Annotated in this window: 22 protein-coding genes; 10 read left to right on the forward strand and 12 right to left on the reverse strand. The window is 70.1% G+C overall.

Translation table 11 applies throughout. The annotated features are described in order from the left end of the window. Positions 1 to 138: 138 nt before the first annotated feature. On the reverse strand, positions 139 to 885 hold the full coding sequence (locus tag LF262_RS05385) for a permease (protein WP_235779186.1): 747 nt from the start codon (positions 883 to 885) through the stop codon (positions 139 to 141). 205 nt (positions 886 to 1090) lie between these two features. Between LF262_RS05385 and LF262_RS05390 the strand changes: the two genes are divergently transcribed. After that, a complete protein-coding gene (locus LF262_RS05390) occupies positions 1091 to 1786 on the forward strand; it encodes a winged helix-turn-helix transcriptional regulator (RefSeq protein ID WP_235779187.1) in 696 nt (231 codons plus the stop codon). Between the two features lie 14 nt (positions 1787 to 1800). On the opposite strand, the gene LF262_RS05395 is transcribed toward LF262_RS05390, so the two are convergent. After that, positions 1801 to 2568 carry a GntR family transcriptional regulator gene (locus LF262_RS05395; protein ID WP_235779188.1) on the reverse strand — a complete coding sequence of 256 codons (768 nt, stop codon included), beginning with the start codon at positions 2566 to 2568 and terminating at the stop codon, positions 1801 to 1803. A gap of 386 nt (positions 2569 to 2954) precedes the next feature. Between LF262_RS05395 and mshD the strand changes: the two genes are divergently transcribed. The 7 genes from mshD to asd all read left to right on the forward strand — a co-directional run bounded on the left by mshD (position 2955) and on the right by asd (position 10617). After that, positions 2955 to 3959, forward strand: coding sequence for a mycothiol synthase (gene mshD, locus LF262_RS05400; RefSeq protein ID WP_235779189.1), 1005 nt, complete (start codon positions 2955 to 2957; stop codon positions 3957 to 3959). Between the two features lie 48 nt (positions 3960 to 4007). Continuing rightward, the gene (locus LF262_RS05405; RefSeq protein WP_235779190.1) at positions 4008 to 6368 is read left to right on the forward strand and encodes an RNA degradosome polyphosphate kinase; all 2361 of its coding nucleotides are present in this window, start codon (positions 4008 to 4010) and stop codon (positions 6366 to 6368) included. Further along, positions 6365 to 7342, forward strand: a complete 978-nt coding sequence (locus LF262_RS05410) for an NUDIX hydrolase (protein ID WP_235779317.1) — start codon at positions 6365 to 6367, stop codon at positions 7340 to 7342. Before LF262_RS05405 ends, LF262_RS05410 begins: the two co-directional genes overlap by 4 nt. Before the next feature lie 10 nt (positions 7343 to 7352). Continuing rightward, positions 7353 to 8168, forward strand: a complete 816-nt coding sequence (locus LF262_RS05415) for a thymidylate synthase (protein ID WP_235779191.1) — start codon at positions 7353 to 7355, stop codon at positions 8166 to 8168. A gap of 8 nt (positions 8169 to 8176) precedes the next feature. After that, the gene (locus LF262_RS05420) at positions 8177 to 8713 is read left to right on the forward strand and encodes a dihydrofolate reductase (protein WP_235779192.1); all 537 of its coding nucleotides are present in this window, start codon (positions 8177 to 8179) and stop codon (positions 8711 to 8713) included. 32 nt (positions 8714 to 8745) lie between these two features. Next, positions 8746 to 9366: a hypothetical protein gene (locus LF262_RS05425; RefSeq protein ID WP_235779193.1), complete on the forward strand. Its 621-nt coding sequence runs from the start codon at positions 8746 to 8748 to the stop codon at positions 9364 to 9366. Positions 9367 to 9477: 111 nt separating this feature from the next. Further along, positions 9478 to 10617 carry an aspartate-semialdehyde dehydrogenase gene (asd, locus tag LF262_RS05430; protein WP_268933497.1) on the forward strand — a complete coding sequence of 380 codons (1140 nt, stop codon included), beginning with the start codon at positions 9478 to 9480 and terminating at the stop codon, positions 10615 to 10617. 106 nt (positions 10618 to 10723) lie between these two features. Here asd and LF262_RS05435 read toward each other — a convergent pair whose 3' ends face one another. From LF262_RS05435 to LF262_RS05480, 10 genes are all read right to left on the reverse strand, one after another. Beyond that, positions 10724 to 11683 (reverse strand): PDDEXK family nuclease, encoded by a 960-nt coding sequence (locus tag LF262_RS05435; RefSeq protein ID WP_235779194.1) that lies wholly within the window; start codon positions 11681 to 11683, stop codon positions 10724 to 10726. A gap of 249 nt (positions 11684 to 11932) precedes the next feature. After that, entirely contained in the window at positions 11933 to 13054 is a 1122-nt protein-coding gene (locus tag LF262_RS05440) for a winged helix DNA-binding domain-containing protein (protein ID WP_235779195.1), read from the reverse strand. 59 nt (positions 13055 to 13113) lie between these two features. Beyond that, positions 13114 to 14397: an acetyl-CoA C-acetyltransferase gene (locus LF262_RS05445; RefSeq protein WP_372462722.1), complete on the reverse strand. Its 1284-nt coding sequence runs from the start codon at positions 14395 to 14397 to the stop codon at positions 13114 to 13116. Beyond that, positions 14394 to 16061, reverse strand: coding sequence for an AMP-binding protein (locus LF262_RS05450; RefSeq protein WP_235779196.1), 1668 nt, complete (start codon positions 16059 to 16061; stop codon positions 14394 to 14396). The genes LF262_RS05445 and LF262_RS05450 overlap by 4 nt, the downstream gene beginning before the upstream one ends. Positions 16062 to 16077: 16 nt before the next feature. Beyond that, complete coding sequence (locus LF262_RS05455) at positions 16078 to 17268, reverse strand: acyl-CoA dehydrogenase family protein (protein WP_235779197.1); 1191 nt, start codon at positions 17266 to 17268, stop codon at positions 16078 to 16080. 61 nt (positions 17269 to 17329) lie between these two features. Next, complete coding sequence (locus tag LF262_RS05460; RefSeq protein WP_235779198.1) at positions 17330 to 18517, reverse strand: 3-hydroxyacyl-CoA dehydrogenase family protein; 1188 nt, start codon at positions 18515 to 18517, stop codon at positions 17330 to 17332. A gap of 49 nt (positions 18518 to 18566) precedes the next feature. After that, complete coding sequence (locus LF262_RS05465) at positions 18567 to 19355, reverse strand: TetR/AcrR family transcriptional regulator (RefSeq protein ID WP_235779199.1); 789 nt, start codon at positions 19353 to 19355, stop codon at positions 18567 to 18569. After that, positions 19352 to 20416, reverse strand: a complete 1065-nt coding sequence (locus LF262_RS05470; protein WP_235779200.1) for a UDP-N-acetylmuramate dehydrogenase — start codon at positions 20414 to 20416, stop codon at positions 19352 to 19354. The genes LF262_RS05465 and LF262_RS05470 overlap by 4 nt, the downstream gene beginning before the upstream one ends. Before the next feature lie 77 nt (positions 20417 to 20493). Further along, on the reverse strand, positions 20494 to 20928 hold the full coding sequence (locus LF262_RS05475) for a MaoC family dehydratase (RefSeq protein ID WP_235779320.1): 435 nt from the start codon (positions 20926 to 20928) through the stop codon (positions 20494 to 20496). Between the two features lie 20 nt (positions 20929 to 20948). Further along, the gene (locus LF262_RS05480) at positions 20949 to 21398 is read right to left on the reverse strand and encodes an FAS1-like dehydratase domain-containing protein (protein ID WP_235779201.1); all 450 of its coding nucleotides are present in this window, start codon (positions 21396 to 21398) and stop codon (positions 20949 to 20951) included. Positions 21399 to 21545: 147 nt separating this feature from the next. Here LF262_RS05480 and LF262_RS05485 point away from each other — a divergent pair, with 147 nt between their 5' ends. Continuing rightward, entirely contained in the window at positions 21546 to 21950 is a 405-nt protein-coding gene (locus tag LF262_RS05485; RefSeq protein WP_235779202.1) for an ArsR/SmtB family transcription factor, read from the forward strand. Between the two features lie 44 nt (positions 21951 to 21994). After that, a complete protein-coding gene (locus LF262_RS05490; protein WP_372462737.1) occupies positions 21995 to 23659 on the forward strand; it encodes a SulP family inorganic anion transporter in 1665 nt (554 codons plus the stop codon). Positions 23660 to 23676: the final 17 nt, after the last annotated feature.

Consider the following 23676-nt stretch of genomic DNA (forward strand, 5'->3'; position numbering starts at 1 on the left):
CCACCGCGGTCACGGCAAGGAGGACGATGAAGAAGACCTCGAAGGCAAAAACGCTCATAACGCCATCGTAGTGCCTCCCAGGGGCGCGACAGGCGTGAGGGCCGCCACACCACGCGCTCGCCGCCCACTGCCCATGGCTCAGACCACGAGCATGCGGTCCAAGAAGTACGCGATCGCACCCACTGCGAACGCCGGCGCGAGGCCCAGGGCCACGAACCCCGCCGTAGCAACCCGATCCGACCGGGTGCTGTTCAGAGCGCGGAAGGCGGCGAGCACCGCCCCGATCAGGACCCCCGCAAGGGTGGCCGGCAGTACCGCGATGTCCGCGAGGACAAGCCCTGCCAGCGGGGCCGCGAGGCCGGCGAACACAATGGTCAGCGGTGCCACGATGGTGTCCGGCCACCGGATCATCCCGATCAGGAGCGCCACCACCGTGCTGATCGCGGCGACTAGGAGCATGGAGCCCGCCCCGGTGTGACGCGCCGTCGCGATCCACCCCGCACCAAGGCCGCAGAGGAGCACTCCCGCGCTCGCGCCGAAGGCCGACTCGAGCCGGTGGCTCTGCCCAGTGCCGCGTACGAGCTGGACCAGCACAACGGCCATGACTCCGACCGCGATCGCGAGTGGCGTCCAGACGAGGTACTCGGGACCCGGCACGAAGGCCGCCGCCGCAGCCGAGGCGATGCCTGCCAGCGCGACGACCGTCCCATTGGTCTTCTTCGCCGGAATACCCAGGAAGTACGGCCACCCGAGCCCCACCGCGACGGCGACCACGGCCGCACCGATGAACTGCACCGCCGGGCCGCCAAGACTCGATCCCACCGCGACCGCGATGCCGGCGATCGCCACAGTGCCAGCCGCAACGGAGCGCACCCATGCTTTCACAGCGCGGCCCCCCGTCCGGTGCCTCCGGTCGTGCCAGCCATCGCGCCCCGTGGAGTCCCGAGATCGGTGTTAGTCACCCTGTCATCCTGCCTCACTGCGGCCCTTGTGTGACGCAGGCCCCGGTGCACGCGGCCGCGGCACCTATAATCATTCGTCATATGCACCCCTGCCCGACGCCGTGCAGACAGATCCTGACGGAGGAACCATGTCGCACATCCTGCTCCTGACGAACGCCACCGGTTCGTCCGTGGACATCCTCCCGGCGCTCGAGCTGCTCAATCACCGCGTCCACATCCTTCCCGCCGAGCCCACCGCCCTCCTCGACGCGGACCCGTCCGACGTCATCTTCCTCGATGCCCGCAAGGACCTCGTGGGCTCGCGCTCGCTCACGCAGCTCCTGCGGGCCACCGGACTCAGTTCACCGTTGATCCTGATTCTCACCGAAGGCGGCATGGCGGCCGTGTCCTCGGCCTGGAGCGTCGACGACATCGTGCTCGATTCTGCTGGCCCTGCCGAGGTCGAGGCCCGGATCCGCCTCGCCGTCTCGCGCGCCGCGACCGCGGAGGAGCCCGAGACGGAGATCCGCGCCGCCGGCGTCATCATCGACGAGGCAAGCTACACGGCCAAGGTCAACGGAGAGGCGCTCAACCTCACGTTCAAGGAGTTCGAGCTCCTCAAGTACCTCGCCCAGCACCCGGGACGCGTGTTCACACGCCAGCAGCTGCTGACCGAGGTGTGGGGCTATGACTACTACGGCGGCACCCGCACCGTGGACGTGCACGTGCGGCGGCTCCGCGCGAAGCTCGGCACCGACCACGAGGGCCTCATCGGCACCGTCCGGAACGTCGGCTACCGGCTCACTCTCACGCGCCTGGCGGAGGACGAGCTCAGCGAGGCCTGATCCTCGGGAGGTGCTCAGGTCCGCGGCGGCAGCTGCCTCACGAGCGGCGCCGACCTCCCGACACGGTTCTCGATGCTGAAGTTCGTCAGCGTGGGCAGGTAGCGGTCGTCCGAGTACTCGACGGCGCGTCCGGCCGAGTCGTAGGTGGTGCGCCGTTCTCGCAGCAGCGGGGCGCCGGTGCCGATGCCGAGGATCTGCGCATCGGCGGTCGAGGCCGCCACGGCATCGATCGTGTGGTGCGCGCGGTCGAGCGAGATCCCGCGTTCGTGCAGGAACTCGAAGACCGACCCGGACTCGGCGTCGAAGTCGAACAGCAGCCTGCCCACGTCCAGCGCGAACGAGCTGCGCTCGAGCATCGCCGCTTCCCCGTCGAGCAGCCGCAGCCTGAGGATGTCCACGACCTGCGCGCCATCGGGCAGGCCGAGGGCACAGCATGCCTCGGCGCTCGCCTCCCGCCGGGCCACCTCGAGCGTGCGCTGTCCCGGTTTCAGGTTCTGCGCATGGGCCCACTCGGTGAAGGAGAGGAAGGTCGAGAAGGGCTGCGACTTCGCCCCTGAGCGCACGATGGGCCGACGTCCGCGGCCCCCGAACAGGAGGCCCTCGTCGCGGAGGGCCGTGAGCGCCTGGCGCACGGTGCCGCGGGAGACCCCGAACTCGCTGCTGAGTGCGGCTTCGCTCGGCAGGCTCGTCCCGGCGCGCCAGCGCCCGGACGAGATCCGGCCGCGTATCTCCGCCTCGAGCTGCCGGTGCAGCGGCGGCTGCGGTCCGGTCTCTGGGGGCATAACTTGAGCGTACAAGTGGGTTGGGACGTCACCGGCGGAATCAAGCCGAAGGCGGGTGAACACTTGGCGAACAATGGGCAACGGCCCACCTCGACTGCTCATGCTGTCTGTACAACTGCTGTCTGTACAACTGCCGTCTGCACACCCGAATAGTGGAGCGACGGCGTCTGGCACCGTCCCCGAAGACGGGGAACGCGCGAGGGCCCCGCAGAGCAGTGCGGGGCCCTCGTCTTACTGTGGAGGACATACGGGTCGAACGTATCAAGCCACCCCACTGGTGGATCCCCCTTGGCCGCCGATCTCGGCGGCAGATGACGACTGTACCCGAGCATGACGGCCCGGGCAAACCGCTGCCTATTCGCGTGCCGTTCGCTAGCCTGTCTCCCATGACCAGCGCATACCCGCAGGATTGGCCAGTCACAGTCGTCGAGGGACGCGTTCCGCAGGCGCTGTGGACCGAGATCCGGGCGCTGCTGGACGCCGCCGAGGACTCGGACGGCAACCCGCCCCTGTCCGAGCAGACCACGGTGCTCCTCCGGTCACCCGACACCCATTCGGAAGAGGTGCTCACTGTGGCGGTCCATGCGCTCGACGACACCTCGGGCTCGTCCGCCCCCGAGGACCTGGCAGGCCTCGCGGCCATCGCCTTCGGACCCGACGACGTGGGGGTAGCCGAGCTGGCCGTCCACCCCAACTACCGCAACCAGGGAGTGGGCATGCGCATCGTCGAGGCCATCCTGGAGCTGCGCGGGGCCCGGGGCCTCGAGGACCTCAGGGCCTGGTCACACGGCAACCACGAGGCGGCCGCCGAGCTCGCCGCCCACTACGGGTTCGTCCCGGAGCGCGAGCTATGGAAGATGGTGCTCGTGCGCCACGCCCATGAGGACACCCCGCCCCTGCCGGAGGACGTGAAGATCCGCACTTTCGTCCTCGGCCGGGACGAGGAGCCGTGGCTCGCCGCCAACCGCGCCGCGTTCGCGCACCACCCCGAGCAGGGACAGCTGCGCCGCAGCGACCTCGAGGCACGCATGGCAGAGGAGTGGTTCGACCCGAAGGGCTTCTTCCTCGCCGTCGACGGCGCCGATCGCATCCTCGGCTTCCACTGGACCAAAGTCCACCCCGCCCATGGCGAGCACCGAGCGCTCGGCGAGGTGTACGCCGTCGGAGTCGTCCCCGAGGCGCAGGGCCGCGGCCTGGGCAAGGCACTCACGCTCCACGGCATCGACTACCTGCACTCCCTCGGTTTGGTCACGGTGATGCTGTACACCGACGCTGACAACCAGCCCGCGGTGGCAATGTACCGTCGGCTCGGGTTCACGCTGTGGGACAAGGACGTCCTGTACAGGGGGCCGGCGCCCGCCGAGGACGGGCCGTCGGAGCGGCGCCCCTAGTAGGGTTGGACCAGAATCAGACCCGCCACACACGCTCGGGGAGGAACCATGACTGAAGCCGCCCGGGACCAGAGCACCGCCTCTGCGCCCCGCCCCTCCGTGGCCGTCACACCCGGATTGACGCACGACGGCGCCCCCTCGCCGGCCGCCGTCCCCTCCCCCGCCGCCGCAGCCGCATCAGCCGCCACCGCGCCGTCGTCCGTATGGGCCCCTGCCCGCACCGGCGTGTTCGGGTCCTCCGAAGTCCCTGCCGCGCGCGCCACCGAGGACCGCATCTACATCCCCGAAGCCGTCCCGAGCCTCGCTCCGGAGGGCGAGCACGGCCCGGACCGCTTCCTCGACCGAGAACTGAGCTGGCTCGCGTTCAATGCGCGCGTCCTCGAACTCGCCGAGGACCCAGACCTGTTCCTCCTCGAGCGGGTCAGCTTCCTCTCGATCTTCGCGTCGAATCTGGACGAGTTCTTCATGGTCCGCGTAGCCGGACTCAAACGGCGCATCGCCACCGGCCTGGCCGTCCCCTCCCCCGCCGGGCTGAGCCCGCAGGAGGTCTTCGACCAGATCTCGGAAGCAGCGCACGTGCTCCAGGAGCGCCACAGCCTCTTGTTCTCACAGCAGATCCGCCCAGCCCTCGCGGAGGCGGGGATCCGCCTCGTCTCGTGGGAGGACCTCAGCGACACAGAGCACGAGCAGCTCACCACGCTGTTCTCCGAGCAGGTCTTCCCGATCCTGACCCCGCTCGCGCTGGACCCGGCCCACCCGTTCCCCTACATCTCCGGCCTCTCGCTCAACCTCGCAGTAATCGTCCGCAATCCGGTCAGTGAGAAGGAGCTGTTCGCCCGGCTCAAGGTTCCGGACCAGCTGCCCCGGCTCATCGCCGTGGACGGCCAGCGTGCGGGCAGCCGGCGCAGCGCACGCTTCATCCCGCTCGAGGACCTCATCGCGGTCCACCTCGACCAGCTCTTCCCCGGAATGGAGGTGCTCGAGCACCACACCTTCCGGGTGACCCGCAACGAGGACCTCGAGGTCGAGGAGGACGACGCCGAAAACCTCCTCCAGGCACTCGAGAAGGAACTCCTGCGTCGACGCTTCGGGCCGCCGGTGCGCCTCGAGGTCACCACGGACATCAGCCCGAACGTCCTGGCCCTGCTCGTGCGCGAGCTCGGAGTCGAGGAGCCCGAGGTGTACTCGCTCCCGGCGCCCCTGGACCTGCGCGGCCTGTCCGTGGTCGCCGGGATCGACCGCCCAGAGCTGCACTACCCGAAGCAGCTCGCCCACACCTCCCGGTTCCTCAATGAGTCCGAGACGTCCAAGGCCGCGGACGTCTTCGCCGCCATGCGCCGCCGCGACATCCTCCTGCACCACCCCTACGACTCGTTCTCGACCTCCGTCCAGGCGTTCCTCGAGCAGGCCGCGGCGGACCCGAGGGTCCAGGCGATCAAGCAGACCCTGTACCGCACGTCCGGTGACTCACCGATCGTCGACGCCCTCATCGACGCCGCCGAGGCCGGCAAGCAGGTCCTGGCGCTCGTGGAGATCAAGGCGCGCTTCGACGAGCAGGCCAACATCTCGTGGGCACGCAAGCTCGAGCAGGCCGGCGTCCACGTCGTGTACGGGATCGTGGGACTCAAAACGCACTGCAAGCTCTCCCTCGTGGTGCGCCAGGAGAAGGACGGGCTGCGCCGCTACTGCCACATCGGCACCGGAAACTACCACCCGCGCACCGCCCGGTACTACGAGGACCTGGGCCTCCTTACCTGCGACGAGCAGGTGGGCGACGACCTCTCCAAGCTGTTCAACCAGCTCTCCGGCTACGCGCCAAAGTCCACGTTCAAGCGGCTCCTCGTGGCGCCGCGCTCAGTGCGCTCCGGGCTGATCGACCGCATCGAGACCGAGATCCGCAACGCGAGGGCCGGCCTTCGGGCGCGCGTGATCATCAAGGTCAACTCGATGGTCGACGAGGCCGTCATCGACTCCCTCTACAGGGCCTCCCAGGCAGGGGTGAAGGTCGACATCATCGTTCGCGGCATCTGCGCCCTCCGCCCGGGCGTGCCGGGCCTGAGCGAGAACGTGACGGTCCGCTCGATCCTCGGCCGCTTCCTCGAGCATTCCCGGGTCTTCGCCTTCGCCAATGGCGGCAATCCCGTGGTGTACATCGGCTCCGCAGACATGATGCACCGCAACCTGGACCGCCGAGTGGAGGCCCTCGTGCAGCTGCGGAACCGCGAGGACATCGCCGACCTCATCGCCCTTCTGGACCGATACCTCGCCCCGACCACCTCATCCTGGCACCTGGGCCGCGAGGGCCATTGGACACGGCACCACCTCGATGAGGCAGGGCACCCACTCGAGGACATCCAGTCCTGGCTCCTCGCGTCCCGCGCCCGGCAGCGAGCCACAAGCCTCCGCTGATGACGGACACCCCGGTCGAGGACCAGGCCGAACACCCCGGCGAGCCGATCGCCGTCCACGCCGCAGGGACCATCCCCTGGCGGCGTGACGCGGACCGGCTCGAGGTCCTGCTCATCCACCGTCCCCGCTACGACGACTGGTCCTGGCCCAAGGGCAAGCTCGACCCCGGGGAGACGCTCCCCGAGTGCGCCCTGCGCGAAGCGCGGGAGGAGATCGGGGTCGACGCCCGCTTGGGCCTCCCCCTGCCGACCACCCACTACCGCGTCTCGGCCGGCCTCAAGGCCGTCAGCTATTGGGCGCAGCAGCTCAACGGCAGCGCGCGTGCGCGGCCCGACGGAGTGGAAGTCGACCAGACCCACTGGTGCAGCCCCGAGGAGGCCGCGCTCCTGCTGAGCAACCAGGTGGACGCCGAGCCGCTCGAGGCGCTCGTCGAGGCGCACCGCAACGGCACCCTCGCGACCCGTCCACTCATCCTCCTGCGCCACGCCAAGGCCAAGCCCCGAAGCTCGTGGACCAAGGCCGAGGGCGACCGGACGCTCGCAGCGAGCGGTGTCCGGCAGGCACAGGCCGTGGGACGGCTCCTCACGGTGTGGAAGCCCCTCCGAGTCGCGACGAGCCCGTGGCGCCGCTGCATCGACACGGTGCTGCCGTATGTGCGGGCATCCCCGGACAAGGTCAAGATCCGACTTGTCGAGGACCTCACCGAGCACCGCGCGGCGAGGCGACCGCGGAAGGCCGCCGCCGCCGTCGTGCGTCTGTTCGACAAGGGCAAGCCCGCCCTGATCTGCACGCACCGCCCGGTGCTGCCGACTCTCCTGGACGAGTTCCGGACGTTCCTCGACCCGGGCCTCGCCTCGAAGCTGCCCACGTCCGATCCGTACCTGGCCCCCGGCGAGCTCATCGTGTTCCACGTGCCCGTCGAGGATCCGGCGCGCGTCGTGGCGCTCGAACAGATGAAGCCCTATGACGACTAGGCTGGATGCCATGATCCCGACCCCCTACGAGGACCTCCTACGGGATGTGCTCGAGCACGGCACCCACAAGGGCGACCGCACCGGAACCGGCACCCGCAGCGTGTTCGGCCGCCAGATCCGCTTCGACCTGGCCAAGGGGTTCCCCCTCGTGACCACGAAGCGGGTCCATTTCAAGTCCGTGGCGCTCGAGCTGCTGTGGTTCCTCCGCGGCGACTCGAACGCGCGCTGGCTACAGGAGCAGGGAGTCACCATCTGGGACGAGTGGGCGGACGACGCCGGCGAGCTCGGTCCCGTCTACGGCGTCCAGTGGCGCTCATGGCCCACTCCGGACGGGGAGCACATCGACCAGATCGCCGCGGTGATGGAGTCGCTGCGCACCAACCCGGACTCGCGCCGGCACATCGTCTCGGCCTGGAACGTCGGCGAGATCTCCAAAATGGCCCTCCCGCCGTGCCACACGCTGTTCCAGTTCTACGTGGAGCCGTCCGAGGACGGGCCCGCGAAGCTCTCGTGCCAGCTCTACCAGCGCAGCGCGGACATGTTCCTCGGGGTCCCGTTCAACATCGCCTCCTACGCCCTGCTGACCCACATGGCCGCGCAGCAGCTCGGCATGGGCGTCGGCGAGTTCGTGTGGACGGGCGCAGACTGCCACATCTACGACAACCACCTCGAGCAGGTCCGCGAACAGCTCTCGCGCGATCCCTACCCGGCACCGCAGCTGGCGATCGCGCGCGTCCCGGAAAGCATCTTCGACTACCGGTACGAGGACTTCGAGGTGCTCGGATACCAGCACCACCCCGCGATCAAGGCGCGCGTAGCGGTGTGAACGGCGGGATGACCGGCATCGAAAAGCCCGGGATCGGCCTCATCTGGGCGCAGACCCAGGAGGGCGGGGTCATCGGCAAGGCCGGGGGCATGCCCTGGCATGTGCCCGAGGACATGAAGCACTTCGCTGCGACCACCACCGGCCACCCCATCGTCATGGGGCGCAGGACGTGGGAATCGATCCCCGAGCGCTTCCGGCCCTTCACCGGCCGCACGAACATCATCGTCACGCGCCAAGCAGGCTGGGAAGCGGCCGGCACCGTGTCCGCGCATTCCCTCGACGAGGCCCTCGCTGTGGCCGCGCAGTCTGAGGGCGGGGAGCGGGTGTGGGTCATCGGAGGCGGCGAGATCTTCGACGAGGCCCTGCCGCTCGCGGATCTCGCGGTGGTGACGATCCTGGACCTCGACGTGGACGGCGACACGTTCGCGCCCCACTTGGACAGCTCCTGGCGCCTCGCATCAGTGCGGCCGGACGACGGCGGGTGGCACACCTCGCGCACCGGTGTCCCCTACCGCATCGTGGAGTTCCGGCGAGGCCAGGCATGACGGTGGACGACGCGCCCGTCCAGGAGGCGCCCATGCCCGAGCAGATCGGCCTCGGGTTCGCGGAGATCCTGGCCCTTCTGGCGTTCCACGGCGGCGAATCCGGCCCGGCGGCGGCCGCCCTCCTCGGCGTTGACCGGTACGAGAACCTGCCGGACATGGTCTCCGCCGGGGTGTCCTCGCTAGTTGCGCGGAGCTACGCCCACGTCGATCCCCATGGCGAACTGAGCATCGAGGGCGAGGTGGCCGGCATCGCCATCGCCCTGGGTGCGGCCGAGCGGCGCATGCTCCTCACCCTCGAGTCCCCGGCCTGGACCGACCGGATCGTCCTGCTCGAAGCACCCGACGTCGCGGTCCTGTTGAGGCCGCGCGCCTATGGGACCTGGTGGGCGCTCCCCCAGCCCGCCGACCTCCCAGGCGCCGAGGCCACGCTGAACCTCGTCCGCGGTCATCTCACCGAGAATCCTCGAGGCCGGGTACTCGTGGAGCGCCACGTGGAGGGGCAGGGCGTCGCGCTCAGCGTGCGGAGGTCGGACGACGGCGGGTGGCTGCTGGGGCAGACGGTCCCCGGATCCGAGGAACTTGCCGAATTCCCTGCAGATGACGCCGCACTGCTCGTCACCCTGCGGGCCGTCAGGGGCGACCAGGTTCGCTGAGCGCGCGGTGCGATGTGCTCGCCGGCGAGCGCGCGGCGTCGTGCGTCCCCCGTGCGTCAGGGTGAGACACGCCATAGGCGACCAGTTGCCCGGATCCGTAGAATAGAGCCCATGACTTCTTCGGTAGGCTTTGTCGGTTGGCGTGGCATGGTCGGCTCCGTCCTCATGGAGCGCATGCAGGACGAGGGCGATTTCGCGTCAATCGACCCGGTGTTCTTCTCCACGTCCAACGCCGGAGGCCCCGCCCCGGCCTTCGCGGGTTCTGCCGCGGGCGATGCCGGTGCCCTCCAGGACGCCTACGACATCGAGGCACTGAAGAAGCTCCCGATCATCGTCACCGCCCAGGGCGGCGACTACACCAAGCAGGTCCACCCGCAGCTCCGCGCCGCCGGCTGGGACGGCCTCTGGATCGACGCAGCCTCGACGATGCGGATGAACGACGACTCGATCATCGTGCTCGACCCGGTGAACCGGAAGGTCATCGACGAAGGCCTCGCGACCGGGGCGAAGGACTTCATCGGCGGAAACTGCACCGTGTCCTGCATGCTCATGGGCCTCGGCGGCCTGTTCCGCAACAACCTCGTCGAGTGGGGCACGTCCATGACGTACCAGGCCGCCTCGGGCGGCGGTGCAAGGCACATGCGCGAGCTCCTCACCCAGTTCGGCACGCTCAACGGTGCTGTCGCCGCGGAGCTGTCCGACCCGGCGTCGGCCATCCTCGAAATCGACCGCAAGGTCCTCGCCGCCCAGCGCGGGGGGGTCGACGCGACCCAGTTCGGCGTCCCCCTCGCGGGCTCACTCATCCCGTGGATTGACGCGGACCTCGGCAACGGCCAGTCCAAGGAGGAGTGGAAGGCGGGCGTGGAGACGAACAAGATCCTCGGCACGGGCGCCGGCTCCGAGATCGAGCCGCTGATCATGGACGGCCTGTGCGTGCGCATCGGCGCGATGCGCTCCCACTCGCAGGCGCTCACACTCAAGCTGCGCGAGGACCTCTCCGTGGCGGAGATCGAGAAGCTGATCGACGCCGACAACGAGTGGGCGCACGTGGTGCCCAACGAGAAAAAGGCCTCGATGGACCAGCTGACCCCCGTGGCTGCCTCGGGAACCCTCGACATCCCCGTGGGCCGCATCCGCAAGCTCGAGATGGGCCCGCAGTACATCTCCGCGTTCACGGTGGGCGACCAGCTCCTGTGGGGCGCTGCCGAGCCGCTGCGCCGCATGCTGAAGATCGCCACCGGCACACTCTGAGGCTCCATGGCCCGCCACTTGGCGGGCCTCGGACGGCCCTGAGCCGCATGATCGATGCTGCCCAGCACCGCTTTTGCGGTTCAGGGCCACTCATCGGGGCGGGCGCTCAGCTGGCGAGCTTCGCAGACCGCGCGAACGCGGCGTGGACCTTCGCCCCAATCGCTTCAGGCGCCTCGAGGTCGGCCCAATGGATGCGGACAACGACCCACCCCATCGCAGCCAAGGCGTTCTCACGGCGGCGTTCGGCCAGGAGGACCTCGCGTGTCGGGCTGTAGTCGAAGTACTTTACTGCGCCGTCGAACTCGAGGATGACCCTGAGCTCCGGCCACGCGAAATCCGCCCGGAAGATGCCCTCCTGGGTGACCACCTCGAACTGTAGTTCCGGAGCCGGAATGCCCGCGGCGACCAGTGCCAGACGCGTCCGCGTCTCGCCAGCCGATTCGGACCGGCGGTCGATCACTCCGAGCAGCCGCGCTACACGTCGAGCCCCGCGTGAGATTCGCGAGCGTTCCGCCGCGGCGGCGATGTCCGCGATCGATACCCCCAGACGCAGGCCGCTATCCCCGATCACCGCAGCACGTTCCAGATCGAGCACTCTGGCGCAGTCAGCGATGGTCCTCGCCGCCGACGTGAGACACAGCCTTCGCCCGTTTCGGATCACACTGACGACGTCCTCCTCTCCGAGCGGCTGACGGTGTGGTGCCACATCAGATCCGTGGCTTCCCGACGACGACGCGTAGGAGACGGTGACGTGGACCTGAGAGCCGACGTCCCACACGGCGCATCCGAGGAGGCGCGCAGCCGTCATGTGGCTGTAGATCGCAGGCGTCGACCGTGATGCGGCGTGCGCTTCGATGCGCAAGAGGTCCCTCTCCCAGGGAGATGCCGCGCTCCAGACAGAACTGGGAACATAGGCGCCCCGGCGGATGCGGTGGATGACCCTGATCCGGACGGCAGCGGTGAGAACGCGATCTGTGATGCCTGCTGTTGCCAACGCATCTGTGGTGGCGATGTGTGACGCGGGCCATCGGTCCTTGACGAGCGTCCTCAGGGCTGCAGATTCCATGCCGCCAGTCTGTCGGTCCTGCGCGGCGCACGCGACCGCATTCAGCCCACCTGTGGATAACCGCCTGCGCCTCTAGGCACACTGGCCGCCCCGGTCTGTGCATATTCGGCCCGGGGCCGCATGATCGGCGCTGCCCGGCGCCGATCATGCGGTGCAGAGCCGGTCATGAGGTCCAGAGCCGATCGCCTTGTCCCCAGCCGCTCGTGATGTCGCCGGGCGGAGGGTGACTCAGAGGCGCAAGGCCCGCGGTCAGCCCGCCCAGAAGGACTCGATGCAAGCCAGCGCCTTCGCCAGGCCAGCCGCGGTGGCGGGGCCAAGGTCCTCAAAGAGCTCAGGCTCAACACTGGGCGCGCGTGAGGTCCCGCCCTTGGTCCACGTGCCCACAGCACGGCCCCCCACCGTGATCATTGACCTGAAGACACCGTTCAGCCCCGGGATGATCCGCTCGAGATAGGCGTCGGGGACGGCCACGGACCGGTCCGGGTATCCGATCGCGAGCTCGTCGAAGCCGGGCACCGCAACCACCGCACGGGACCCGGCACGAGAGGCCGCGAGCGCGGCAACCTCCGGCGCGCAGTACAGCGTCCGCCCGTCGAACGGCACACTGGCAAACGCCGCTGCCGCAGCGGAGAAGGGCCCGCGGACCGCGCCGAGCGGCTGGCCGATCCACCATGCGAAGTCGCGCTCGCCTACCGGGCCGTGGGAGGCAATGTACCGCGCGGCGAGGTGCTCGACGGCGTCGTGGTCCCTCAGCGCGTCACCCGGGGGGAGCCACTCGTCGGCGAGCCGGAACTCCTGCTGCCTCCCGCGCAACGGCCCCTGCACGAGCACCAGCCGGTGGCTCAGGATCGAGACCAGATGGATCCCGCGCTGGGCGGCCGTGGGCTGCCCGGCAGCTTCGAACGCGGCGAACAGCTCCGCCCGTGTCATCCCTGCGCCCCCGGCGAGCCGCTCCTCGGCGACCTTGCGCACGACGGCAACATCCTCCTCAGTGATCCCCAGTTCCCGATGCCGCGGGGAGGCGGACCGCATGACCCGGTCTGCCGCGAGCCCGACGAATGTCCGGACATCCTCTCCCGCGACAGTGAACAGGGTGCCCCTCATCGTCCAGGTCCGCACCATCGCGCCGCTGGCAAAGGCCTCCAGCACCGCGGACTCGGCGCACGCTCTCGTCCGCACGGCCACCTGGAGCAGGCCCGACGCGAGGTTCTGGCTCTGCAGAGCGGTCATCCGGCGCACCGCGGACACGGGGTCTGCCGCGAGGCCCAGCCGCTCCCCCACTAAGGCGACCGGAAGGAGCCCTTGGGCGGCCAGCCTCAGGCGGGCCAGCGCCGTCGTGCTCACAGGGCGGGCCACCATGGAAGGTTTCATGCCCCCATGATCGCCCCGGATGCGGACCATCTGTGTCCGCATCCGTCCAGAACTCAGGGTCAGCGCTCGAGGAGCAGCGCGTCGCCCTGTCCCCCGCCGCCGCACAGTGCCACGGCTGCCCGACCGGAGCCGCGGCGAAGCAGCTCGTGCACGGCTGTGACGACGACCCGGGCGCCGGAGGAGCCGATGGGGTGCCCGATCGCGATCGCCCCGCCGTTCACATTGACCCGGTCCATGGGCACGCCGAGCAGGGCCGCGGAGTGCGCCGCCACGGTCGCGAAGGCCTCGTTGATCTCCACGACGTCGAGCTCGCCGGCGGGCCAGCCCTCCCGCGCCAGCGCGGCCGCAATGGCCTTGGCCGGCTTGTCCGGCAGTGTGGTGTCCGGCCCGGCGATCTGCCCGTGAGCGCGGACGACGGCGAGCACCTCCAGCGCACGACGCTCCGCTTCCGCGCGGGTCGTCAGCACCACGGCGGAGGCACCATCAGAGATGGGCGAGGCATTGCCGGCGGTGACGGTACCGTCCGGGGAGAAGGCCGGGCGTAGGCGGGCGAGGGTCTCGGCCGTCGACTCGGGGCGGATGCCCTCGTCCTCGCTCACCTCCAGCACCGCGCCCTTGCGCTGCGGGACCTTGACGGGCACGATCTCCTCGGCCCAGACCCCGGAGGAGGCCGCGGCGCCCGCGCGGACATGTGAGGCTGCGGCAACGATGTCAGCCTCCTCGCGCGTGAGCCCGAGGGCCGCGTTGGCACGGTCCGTGGCGAGGCCCATGGCCTCGTGGTCGAAGGCATCGGTGAGGCCGTCGTGCGCCGTCGAGTCGATGAGCTCCATGGAGCCGTACGCCGACCCCGCACGGGTCCCTGGGAGCAGGCGCGGCGCCTGGCTCATGGACTCCTGGCCACCAGCCACCACCACGGAAACCTCGCCGAGGCGCAGCATGCGCGAGGCCTCGATCACTGCGGACAGGCCCGAGAGGCACACCTTGTTGAGGGTGATCGCGGGTGTTGTGAGCGGGATCCCGGCGGCGACGGCGGACTGCCGGGCCGGGTTCTGGCCGGCGCCGCCCTGGAGCACGTGGCCCATGATGACGGCGTCCACATCCTCGGGCGCGATCCCGGCCCGAGCGAGGACCCCACCGATCGCCGTGCTGCCGAGCTCGACGGCGGACAGCCCGGCGAGCTGCCCGAGCAGCTTGCCCTGCGGCGTACGGGCGGCGCCGACGATGACAACATCGTCTGGGGCGGCCAGCGCAGGGACATGACCCCCCACCGTTGAGGGGTCATGTCCCAGCGTTGAGGGGTCATGTCCCTGCGCGTCCGCGCCGGCATTCTGGGTCTCGGTCATCGTGCTCCTTCCGCGGCCGCGAGGGCGCGCAGTTCGTGCTTGAGGGTCTTGCCCGTGGAGGTCTTGGGCAGCTCGGCGGTGAAGTGGATCTCGCGCGGGACCTTGAACCCGGCAATGAGGCCCCGCACATGCTCGGACAGGACCTCGGCGGTGAGTTCCGAGGCCCGGGACCGGACCACGAAGGCCACGGGACGCTCACCCCACCGCTCGTCCGGCATGCCGATCACCGCGGCGTCGAGCACGTCGGGGTGGGAGACGATGGCCTGCTCGACCTCGATCGTCGAGATGTTTTCCCCGCCGGAGATGACAATGTCCTTCGCCCGGTCCTTGAGCTGGATGTACCCGTCCGGGTGCATGACACCGAGGTCGCCGGTGTGGAACCAGCCGCCCGCGAAGACGCGTTCCGTGGCGTCGGAGTCCTTATAGTAGCCGAGCATGACGTTGTTGCCGCGGAGCACGATCTCGCCAAGGGTCTCCCCGTCAGCGGGGACATCGCGCATGTCCAGGTCCACAACCCGCGCTGTCTCCGCCTGCACCATCCCCACGCCCTGTCGGGACAGCTTCGCAGCACGCTCATCGGGTGAGAGCGAATCCCACGCGTGCTGGTACTCGCAGATCGTGTACGGCCCGTAGACCTCGGTGAGCCCGTACACGTGCACCACCGTCACACCGAGGTCGGCGAGGCGGCGGATGATCGTGGGCGAGGGCGGGGCCCCGGCGGTCGTGATCTTCAGCGGGGTTCTGCCGGGCACGGTAAGCGCGTGCGCCTGGTCCGCGTCGGCGATGATCGAGCACACCGTGGGTGCCCCACAGAGGTGGGTCACGCCGTCGTCGAGCGCCGCCCAGACCGCGTCGGCGCGGACGGCGCGCAGGCACACGTGCGTGCCCGCGGCCGCGGTGACCGCCCAAGGCGTGCACCAGCCGTTGCAGTGAAACATCGGCAGGGTCCACAGGTAGCGCGTCGCGCCGTCGAAGCCCTGGTGGTGCGACTCCCCGAGCGCGTTCAGGTAGGCGCCGCGGTGGGAGTACAGGACACCCTTGGGCTTGCCGGTGGTGCCGGAGGTGTAGTTGAGCGTAATGGGCACCTGCTCGTCGTCGACGCCCCACGGGAGGAACGCCGCGTCCGCCGCGCCCGCGAGGAAATCGGCGTACAGCTCGCGCTCCCCCACCCCTTCCGCGGCTCCGTGCCCGGTATGCACGCCGGCGCGCACGACGGCGGCCGCGGCCTCGTGCGCGCCCGGAACCTCGGTGTCGGGAACCACGACGACCGGCACCTCGGCGGCGGGCCCGCCCAGATGCGCGACGTCGTCGACGGTCGTCAGCAATTCGGTGTCCGCGAACAGGAGGGCGGCCTCGGAGTGCTCGAGGATGTACTTGACCTCGTGCGGCGCCAGGCGTGTGTTGAGGGCCACGAGGACGCCGCCCGCGAGCGGCACCGCAAAGTGCGCGATGAGCAGCTCGGGAACATTGGGCGCGAGGAACGCGACGCGGTCGCCAGGCTGGATGCGGGCCTTGAGGGCCTTCGCGACGCGCTGTGCCTCGGCGCCGAACTCGGCGTAGGTATAGCGGCGCGAGCCGTGCTCGATCGCCGTCCTGTCGGGGAAGACGGCCGTGGAGCGCTCGAGGAAGCGCAGCGGGCTCAGTGCTGAGAAGTTGGCTTGCATCGTTTCTCCTCGCCGCTCAGGCGAACGCGCCCACGCCGGTGATGTCCCGGCCGATCAGGAGGGCCTGGACGCTCTCGGTGCCCTCGTACGTGTGGATGGACTCGATGTCCATCATGTGGCGCACCACGTGGTTCTCGAGGAGGATGCCGTTGCCGCCGAGGAGGTCGCGTGCCGTGGCGGCGATGAGGCGGGCCTTGCGCGTGTTGTGGTACTTGGCCATGGACGCCTGCGTGGGCTGCATCCGGCCCTCTGCGTCGAGGCCTGCGAGGTGCACACAGTGCAGCTGCATGCTCGTGAGCTCGGCAAGCATCTGGGCCAGGCGGTCCTGGACGAGCTGGAACTTCGCGAGCGGCTTGCCGAACTGGACGCGCTGGTTCGCGTACTGGACGGCGGCCTCATAGCATGCGGTCGCGTGGCCAAGGGCTGACCAGGCCACGCCGAGGCGCGTCGCGACGAGCACCTTCGATGTGTCCTTGAACGTCCTCGCCCCCGGCAGCACGTTGTCCTTCGGGATCCGCACGCCGCTGAGGCGGATGCGCGCCTGGTGGATCGCGCGGAGTGAGCCCTTGCCCTCGATGACCTCGGCCTCGTAGCCGGGAGTGTCCTGCTCAACGAGGAAGCCGCGCACGTTGCCCTCCTCGTCGCGGGCCCACACCACTGTCACGCCGCCGGAGGCGCCGTTGCCGATCCACTTCTTCTCACCGTCGAGGACCCAGTGGTCCCCATCGAGGCGCGCGGTGGTCGTCAGGCTCACGGAGTCGGAGCCATGGTCCGGCTCGGTGAGCGCGAACGAGCCGAGCTCCTCTCCCCGGGCGAGCGGTCCGAGCCAGCGGTCCTTCTGCTCATCGGAGCCGTGGAATGCGATCGAGCGCAGCGCGAGGCCTCCCTGGACGGCCACGACCGTGCCGAGCGAGCCATCGCCGCGGGAGACCTCCATGTTGACCAGACCCGCGGCCAAGGGGCTCATCGGCGCGAGGCCGGGCACGTCGATGCCGTCCGCGAGGAGGTTCAGCTGGCCCATGCGCTTGACGAGGTGCAGCGGGTACTCGGCGCGGTCCCAGTACTCGTTCATCTCGGGCAGCGCCTCGTCGATGAACCCGCGGGCGCGCTCCCAGTGGGCGCGGTCCTCGGCGGTGACGCCTCCGAAGGAGGAGAAGACCGAGTAGTAGTCGGTGTCGAGGGCTGCGGAGACGTCATAGTCGGGCATGGCGGGCCTTTCTCGAAGCAGTGGGGCTTGCGGACTTGCGTGGGGTCAGTGGACCGGGGGGTCAGGGGCTCGGGGCCAGGAGCGGGGTGAGGCCGCCAGCCGGGTAGTTCGCGCCCAGGACCATACAGCGGTCGATGTCCCCGATGGAGGAGACGACTCCCTGGGCGAGCATGATCTCGACTTCCTCGGCGAGGGCAGCGCGGACGCGCTCGAGAACCTTGGCCTGGTCCACCGGGTTCTCGGCTGTGCCGGTGCCGCCCCCCGGCGCCAGGAGGGCGGCGGCCTCGGGTGAGATGGCGCCGTCGTCCGCGAGAAGGCGGCGCACCCCGGCGTCCGCGGCAGAGGCGAGCCAGGGCGAGAGCGGGAACCGCTCAGGGTACGCGGCGTGCATGGTGGCACAGATGTGCTGCTGGACTGCCGTGCCGATGTAGCCGATGAGGGTCAGCGGAGTCATCGGCAGGTTCCACGGGGCCAGGGCGCGGTCGACTGCAAGCGGGTCGCCCCCTGCGGCGGCCGCCGCCTCGACCTCGGCGAGGACCTCCGCGAAGAGCCGTGTGAGGAGCCGGTTGACCACGAATCCGGGAGCGTCGGCAACGGGGATCGCCGTCTTGCCGAGGGCAGCGGCGAGCTGGGCGGCGGCGGCCATGGCCTCGTCGGAGGCGCCCGAGGTCCGCACGAGCTCGAGGAGCGGCAGGACCGCGACGGGATTGAAGAAGTGGAAGCCCACGACGCGCTCGGGGTGTTCGAGGCCCTCGGCCATCGCCTCGACCGAGAGGGAGGACGTGTTCGTCAGGAGGAGGGCGCCCGGGGCGATCGCGGCCTCGACGGCGGCGAAGACGTGACGCTTGACCGTCAGCTCCTCGAAGACGGCCTCGATCACGGCGTCGCAGCCGGCGAAGTCGGCAGGGTCGGTGGTGCCTGTGATGAGGTCCGCGGTCGCGGCGGCTTCGCCCGGGGCGAGGCGGCCCTTGGCCTCGGCACGCTCGAGCCGGGCGCGGATCCCTGTGAGGGCCGAGTCGACCCGCTCGGCAGACAGGTCGCTCATCATCACCGGGACGCGGAGCTGCTGGGCGAAGAGCGTCGCGAGCTGGCTGGCCATGAGCCCTGCGCCGACCACACCGACGGCGCGCACTGAGCTAGCGGAGCTGGCGGAGCTTGCGGACGACGGCGCGTGGCCCGGCTGGGCGGAGACCGCGGATTCGGTCCCGGCGAGGGCAGAGGCGGACGCGGCATCTGTGAGGTGGGGCACGTCCCCATGTAATCGTGAAACTGAGTCTCACGTCAAGCGAAACCCAGTATCATGCGGGGTCGAGGCGCCCGTCAGAACCGGCCTGGCGGGTTTCGAGCGCCTCCCTGATCCTCCGTGCGACCTCGTCAGCCGCCGCGGAGCGGGGGAAGACCGCGACCACGAGATCCTCCGGCGCTCCACCCGCATCTCCGGCAGCACCTCCGCGCGGGATGGGCAGGACGGCCGAGGCGACGGGGCCGGCGTCGTACGCTGCCCCGGCCTCCGGCGCCGCTGCACCCTCTGCAGCCACGCCGTAGAGCCGGCGCACGGCGTCGAGCTCGGTGTGGAGGCGCGCGGCATCGAACCCTGCCTCGCCGCGCATGAGGCCGCGGAGGCAGTAGTTGTGCGTAGCGATCACCGTCGAGGCGAAGCGGACCGCGTCGAGTGCGGCGATCCCCGGGACAGCGTTCCGCAGGTAGCGCTGGAACAGCCGCTCGTAGCGGAAGGTGGTGACCAGCTCCTTGTCCCGAAGGCTCGAGACCTCATTGACCACGCGGTAGCGCAGCTGTGCTAGATCGCCGAGCGAGGCGAAATGTGCGAACACCAGCTCCGCCGCCCGGCACACGGCACCCCAGGGATCCCGGTGGGGCTCAGACAGGAAGTCCCGGGCCTGCTCCAAGAGGGTGTCGTGGTCCGCGAACACGACGTCCTCCTTGGACCGGAACTGCCGGAAGAACGTGCTGCGCGAAAGGCCGGCGGCCGCCGCGATCTGGTCCGCACTCGTGGCCTCATAGCCGTTCTCGGCATAGAGCCGCACCGCCACGGCCGCCACGTCGATGCGATGGCGCGCCTCGCTCACAGCTCCAGCCCGATCAGGAGCGGTTCGTTATGCAGCTCGATCCCGAACCGTGCGCGGACACCGTCCCGCACCTCGCGGGCAAGCGCCATCAGGTCCTTGGCAGTCGCCTCCCCGCGGTTGGTGAGGGCGAGCGTGTGCTTCGTGGACAGGGACGCCCGGCCGCCCGTCACGCTGTCCGGTTCGAGGCCGTAGCCCTTGGGGAAGCCCGCGTGCTCGATGAGCCACGCCGCGGATGTCTTCACGGATCCCTCTCCCGCCGGATAGCGGGGCGCGCCTTCGGGGAGGGACGCCGCGGTGGCCTCGTCCAGAATCGGGTTGGTGAAGAACGAACCCGTCGAGTAGGTGTCCCTGTCCCCCGCATCCAGGACCATGCCCTTCGAGCCGCGCAGCCGCAGGACCTCGCGGCGCACGTCGGTCGCATAGGCGCGCTGGCCCTGCTCGACCCCGAGGGCACGGGCCAGCTCTGCGTAGCGGATCGGGGCGCCCATGCGCCCGAGTGCGAGCTGGAACTCGACGGTGAGGACCACGTACCGGGGCGAGCCGTTGACCGTGGTCCGCTTGAGGAGCGAGTCGCGGTAGGCGAACGCCAGCTCGGACGGCACGAACGTCTTCACAGCGCCCGCCTCGCGGTCCCACGTGCGGACCTGCCAGATCGTCTGGGAGACGTCCTGGCCATAGGCGCCGACGTTCTGCACCGGGGTGGCTCCCGTAGAGCCCGGGATGCCGGAGAGTGCCTCGACCCCGCTCCACGCGTGGTGCACGGCGTGGTCCACGAACTCGTCCCATGGGTGGCCCGCCTGGACCTGCACAGACACGCCGCCGCACGAGTCGGCGGAGTTCACCGCGAGGCCCTCTGAGGCGATCTTCAGGACGGTGCCGGGGTAGCCGTCGTCCGAGATGACGAGGTTCGAGCCGCCGGCCATGATGAGGAGCGGCTCGCCCGCGGCGTCCGCCGTGCGCACCGCGTCGATGATCTCGGCCTCGGTGCGGGCCTCCTCGAAGCGCGCGGCGGGACCGCCCACGGCGGAGGTGGTCAGGGACGACAGGATGGTCTGGCTCACCCGTCAAGCTTAGGCCGTGCTGGATGCCGCCCTACTCCGGGGGTACGGGCGGGGCGGCGAGCCGGCCACCCGTACCCTCAGGCGAGGCGGACGACCGCCTGCGCCTTGGTCAGGACGCGCTGGCCGGCGTTGGTGACCGTGAGGTCGATGCGGGCCGTGCGGGCCTCGGGGTCGAGGGCGCCGACGGTTCCGACCACTTCGAGGACGGCCCCCGGCTCGTTGGTGCCGGTTGTGTCAACGACAGGAACTGGCTTGGTGAAGCGCGTCTGGTAGTCGAGGACAGCGCCCGGATCACCGGCCCAGTCGGTCACGAGCTGGACTGCAGCGCCCATGGTGAACATGCCATGGGCAATCACGCCGGGGAGCTCGACGGCGGTGGCGAATTCGTTGTTCCAGTGGATCGGGTTGAAGTCCCCCGACGCTCCGGCGTACTCGACGAGGTCAGAGCGCGTGACGGCGATCTCACGCCGGCCGATCTCGAGGCCCTTCTCGAGCTGGTCGAATACGGGCATGACGGCGGTGGCTTTCTCTGTCACTGGCCCTCTCCCCTCACGAGGATCGACGAGATGGTCGTCGCGACCTTCTCCCCGCCCTCCGCTGAAATCTCTGCGCGCGTCGTGATCATCGCCCCGCCTCCCATCGCGCGGACCTGGTCCACGTGGAGCTCTGCGCTGAGGCGGTCCCCGGCCACGATGGGCCGGTGGTGCGTGAAGCGCTGCTCGGCATGGACCACGCGCGAGAAGTCGATGCCCGATTCCGGGTCCGCGATCAGCTGGGCGTCGGCCCGCTGCGCGACGATGATCGCAAACGTCGGAGGCGCCACGAGATCGTCATGCCCGAGGGCGCGCGCAGCATCGAGCTCGTAATGGGCGGGATGCTCGGCCTTGACGGCGCGGGCGAACTCGCGGATCTTCTCGCGGGCGACGTCGTACGCCTCGGCGGGCGGGTAGGTGCGGCCTTGGAGGTCGGGGTTGATGGCCATGGGGAAAGCCTATCGGGTGGCCTGGACGCCAGCGGCTGCCTGGCGCTCCCGAGCGTGGCGGCGTGCGCTGGACTCCCCGTGCCCATCAATTCGCGATATGATGGATTGATCAATCCATCATATCGGTACGTGTTCCTGGAGTCCCCCATGTTCAGCGACAGCAGTGCGCCCCTCTACGAGATCAAGGCAAACCTGTTCAAGGGCCTTGCCCATCCGGCGCGCGTCCGCATCCTCGAGATCCTCGCCGAGTCCCCAGACCAGTCGTGCCCGGTGAGCGAGCTCCTCGAGGGAACCGGGCTCGAGGCCTCCCACCTCTCACAGCACCTCGCCACGCTGCGCCGGCACCGCGTCGTCACGAGCGTCCGCTCGGCCAACACCGTGACCTACTCGCTCGCGAACCCGAAGATCGCCGAGCTCCTCGCCATCGCGCGGACGTTCCTCCTCGACACCCTCACGGATACGCGCAAGCAGCTCGAAGCCGCCTCGGCTTTGCCCCCAGCGGGTGCGGCGGCCTCGGCCCACGCCTCGGCACACGACGGCGCCGCCCGGTGAGCGCCCTCGGCTCGCCGCGTGAGGCGCTCACCCCCCGCGGCAGGATGGCCCGAGGCCGTGAGGCCGCCATGGCCCTCCTCCCCCACAGGTCCGACTACGCCTCGCTGTCCCGGACCTGGCGAGGCGACCTCCTCGCGGGCCTCACCGTCGGCATCGTTGCGCTCCCCCTCGCTCTCGCGTTCGGCGTGAGCTCGGGAGTGGGAGCGGAGGCCGGCCTCGTCACCGCGATCGTGGCGGGCCTCGTCGCAGCAGTCTTCGGCGGCTCCCACGTCCAGGTATCGGGACCCACCGGCGCCATGGTCGTGGTCCTCGCGCCGATCGTCGCCTCGCACGGCGTGGGGGCCGTCGCGCTGCTGTCCGTCATGGCCGGCCTCCTCCTCGTGGTCCTGGGCGCGTCCCGCCTCGGCAGGGCCGTCGCCTACATCCCCTGGCCCGTGGTGGAGGGGTTCACGCTAGGGATCGGCGTCATCATCTTCCTCCAGCAGGTCCCGCTCGCGGTGTCCTCGCACGTCGCGCCGGGCCAGAACACCGCCATCGCCGCGGCGGAGGCGATCGGCACGGCGCCGTGGCCGCGCGCCCTGGCGGGCATCGGCGTCGTCGTGCTCGTCGCGGCGGTGACGCTCCTCGTACCGCGGATCCACCGCGCACTGCCCGCGAGCCTCATGGCAGTCCTCGTCGCGACGCTCGGCGCCGGGTTCCTGGGCCTCGATGTCGAGCGGATCGGCGAGCTGCCCACCTCCCTCCCGGCCCCCGCCGTGCCCGGCATGGGCTTCACCGACCTGCCCGCCCTGGCGGGCCCCGCCCTGGCCATCGCCGCACTCGCCGCCATCGAGTCGCTGCTCTCGGCGCGCGTGGCCTCGGGGCTCAGCGGACCCGACGGCCGCACGACCGGCCCGTACAACCCCGACCGCGAGCTCATGGGCCAGGGCCTCGCCTCGCTCGCGGCGGGGCTGTTCGGCGGGATGCCCGCCACAGGTGCCATCGCCCGGACGGCGGTCAACGTCCGGTCGGGCGGCCGTTCGCGAGCAGCCGCGATCGTGCACGCGCTCGTGCTGCTCGGCGTGGTCTACCTCGCGGCCCCGCTCGTGGCCCAGATCCCGCTCGCGGCCCTCGCGGGCGTCCTCATGGTCACGGCAGGGCGCGTGGTGTCGATCCGGACGGCGCGCCGCATCCTCGGCTCGACCCGGCAGGACGCCGTGGCATTCGTGCTCACCGCCGTCATCACCGTCTCGTTCGATCTCATCGTGGCGATCCAGATCGGCCTAGTCGCTGCGGCCCTGCTCACGCTGCGCCAATTCGCCAAGCTCGGCGGTGTGCGGCGGGAGGCGATCGCCGGACGCGCCCACGACGGCGACGAGCACATCGCCGTGTTCCGCCTCGACGGGCTCATGTTCTTCGGGGCCGCGGAGCGGATCCTGCACGAGCTGGCCGCGGTCCAGGGTGTCGAGGTCGTGATCCTGCGGCTGTCCCAGCTGCGCTACCTCGACGCGACGGGCGCACAGACCCTCGTCGAGGTCATCCGGACACTCGAGGCCCGCGGAGTCACCGTGCTCCTCAAGGGCGTACAGGATCAGCACCTCGATCTCGTACGACGCGTGGGCGTCATCGCCGAGCTCCGGCACCACAGGCACCTCTTCGACTCGCTCGATGCTGCGGTCGAGCATGCGCGCAGCCACGTGCGGCGTGCCCGGCAGGCGACCCCCGCCTGAGGTGACGCCGCGCACGA

Source organism: Sinomonas notoginsengisoli (genome assembly GCF_021554725.1).
Taxonomy (GTDB): domain Bacteria; phylum Actinomycetota; class Actinomycetes; order Actinomycetales; family Micrococcaceae; genus Sinomonas; species Sinomonas notoginsengisoli.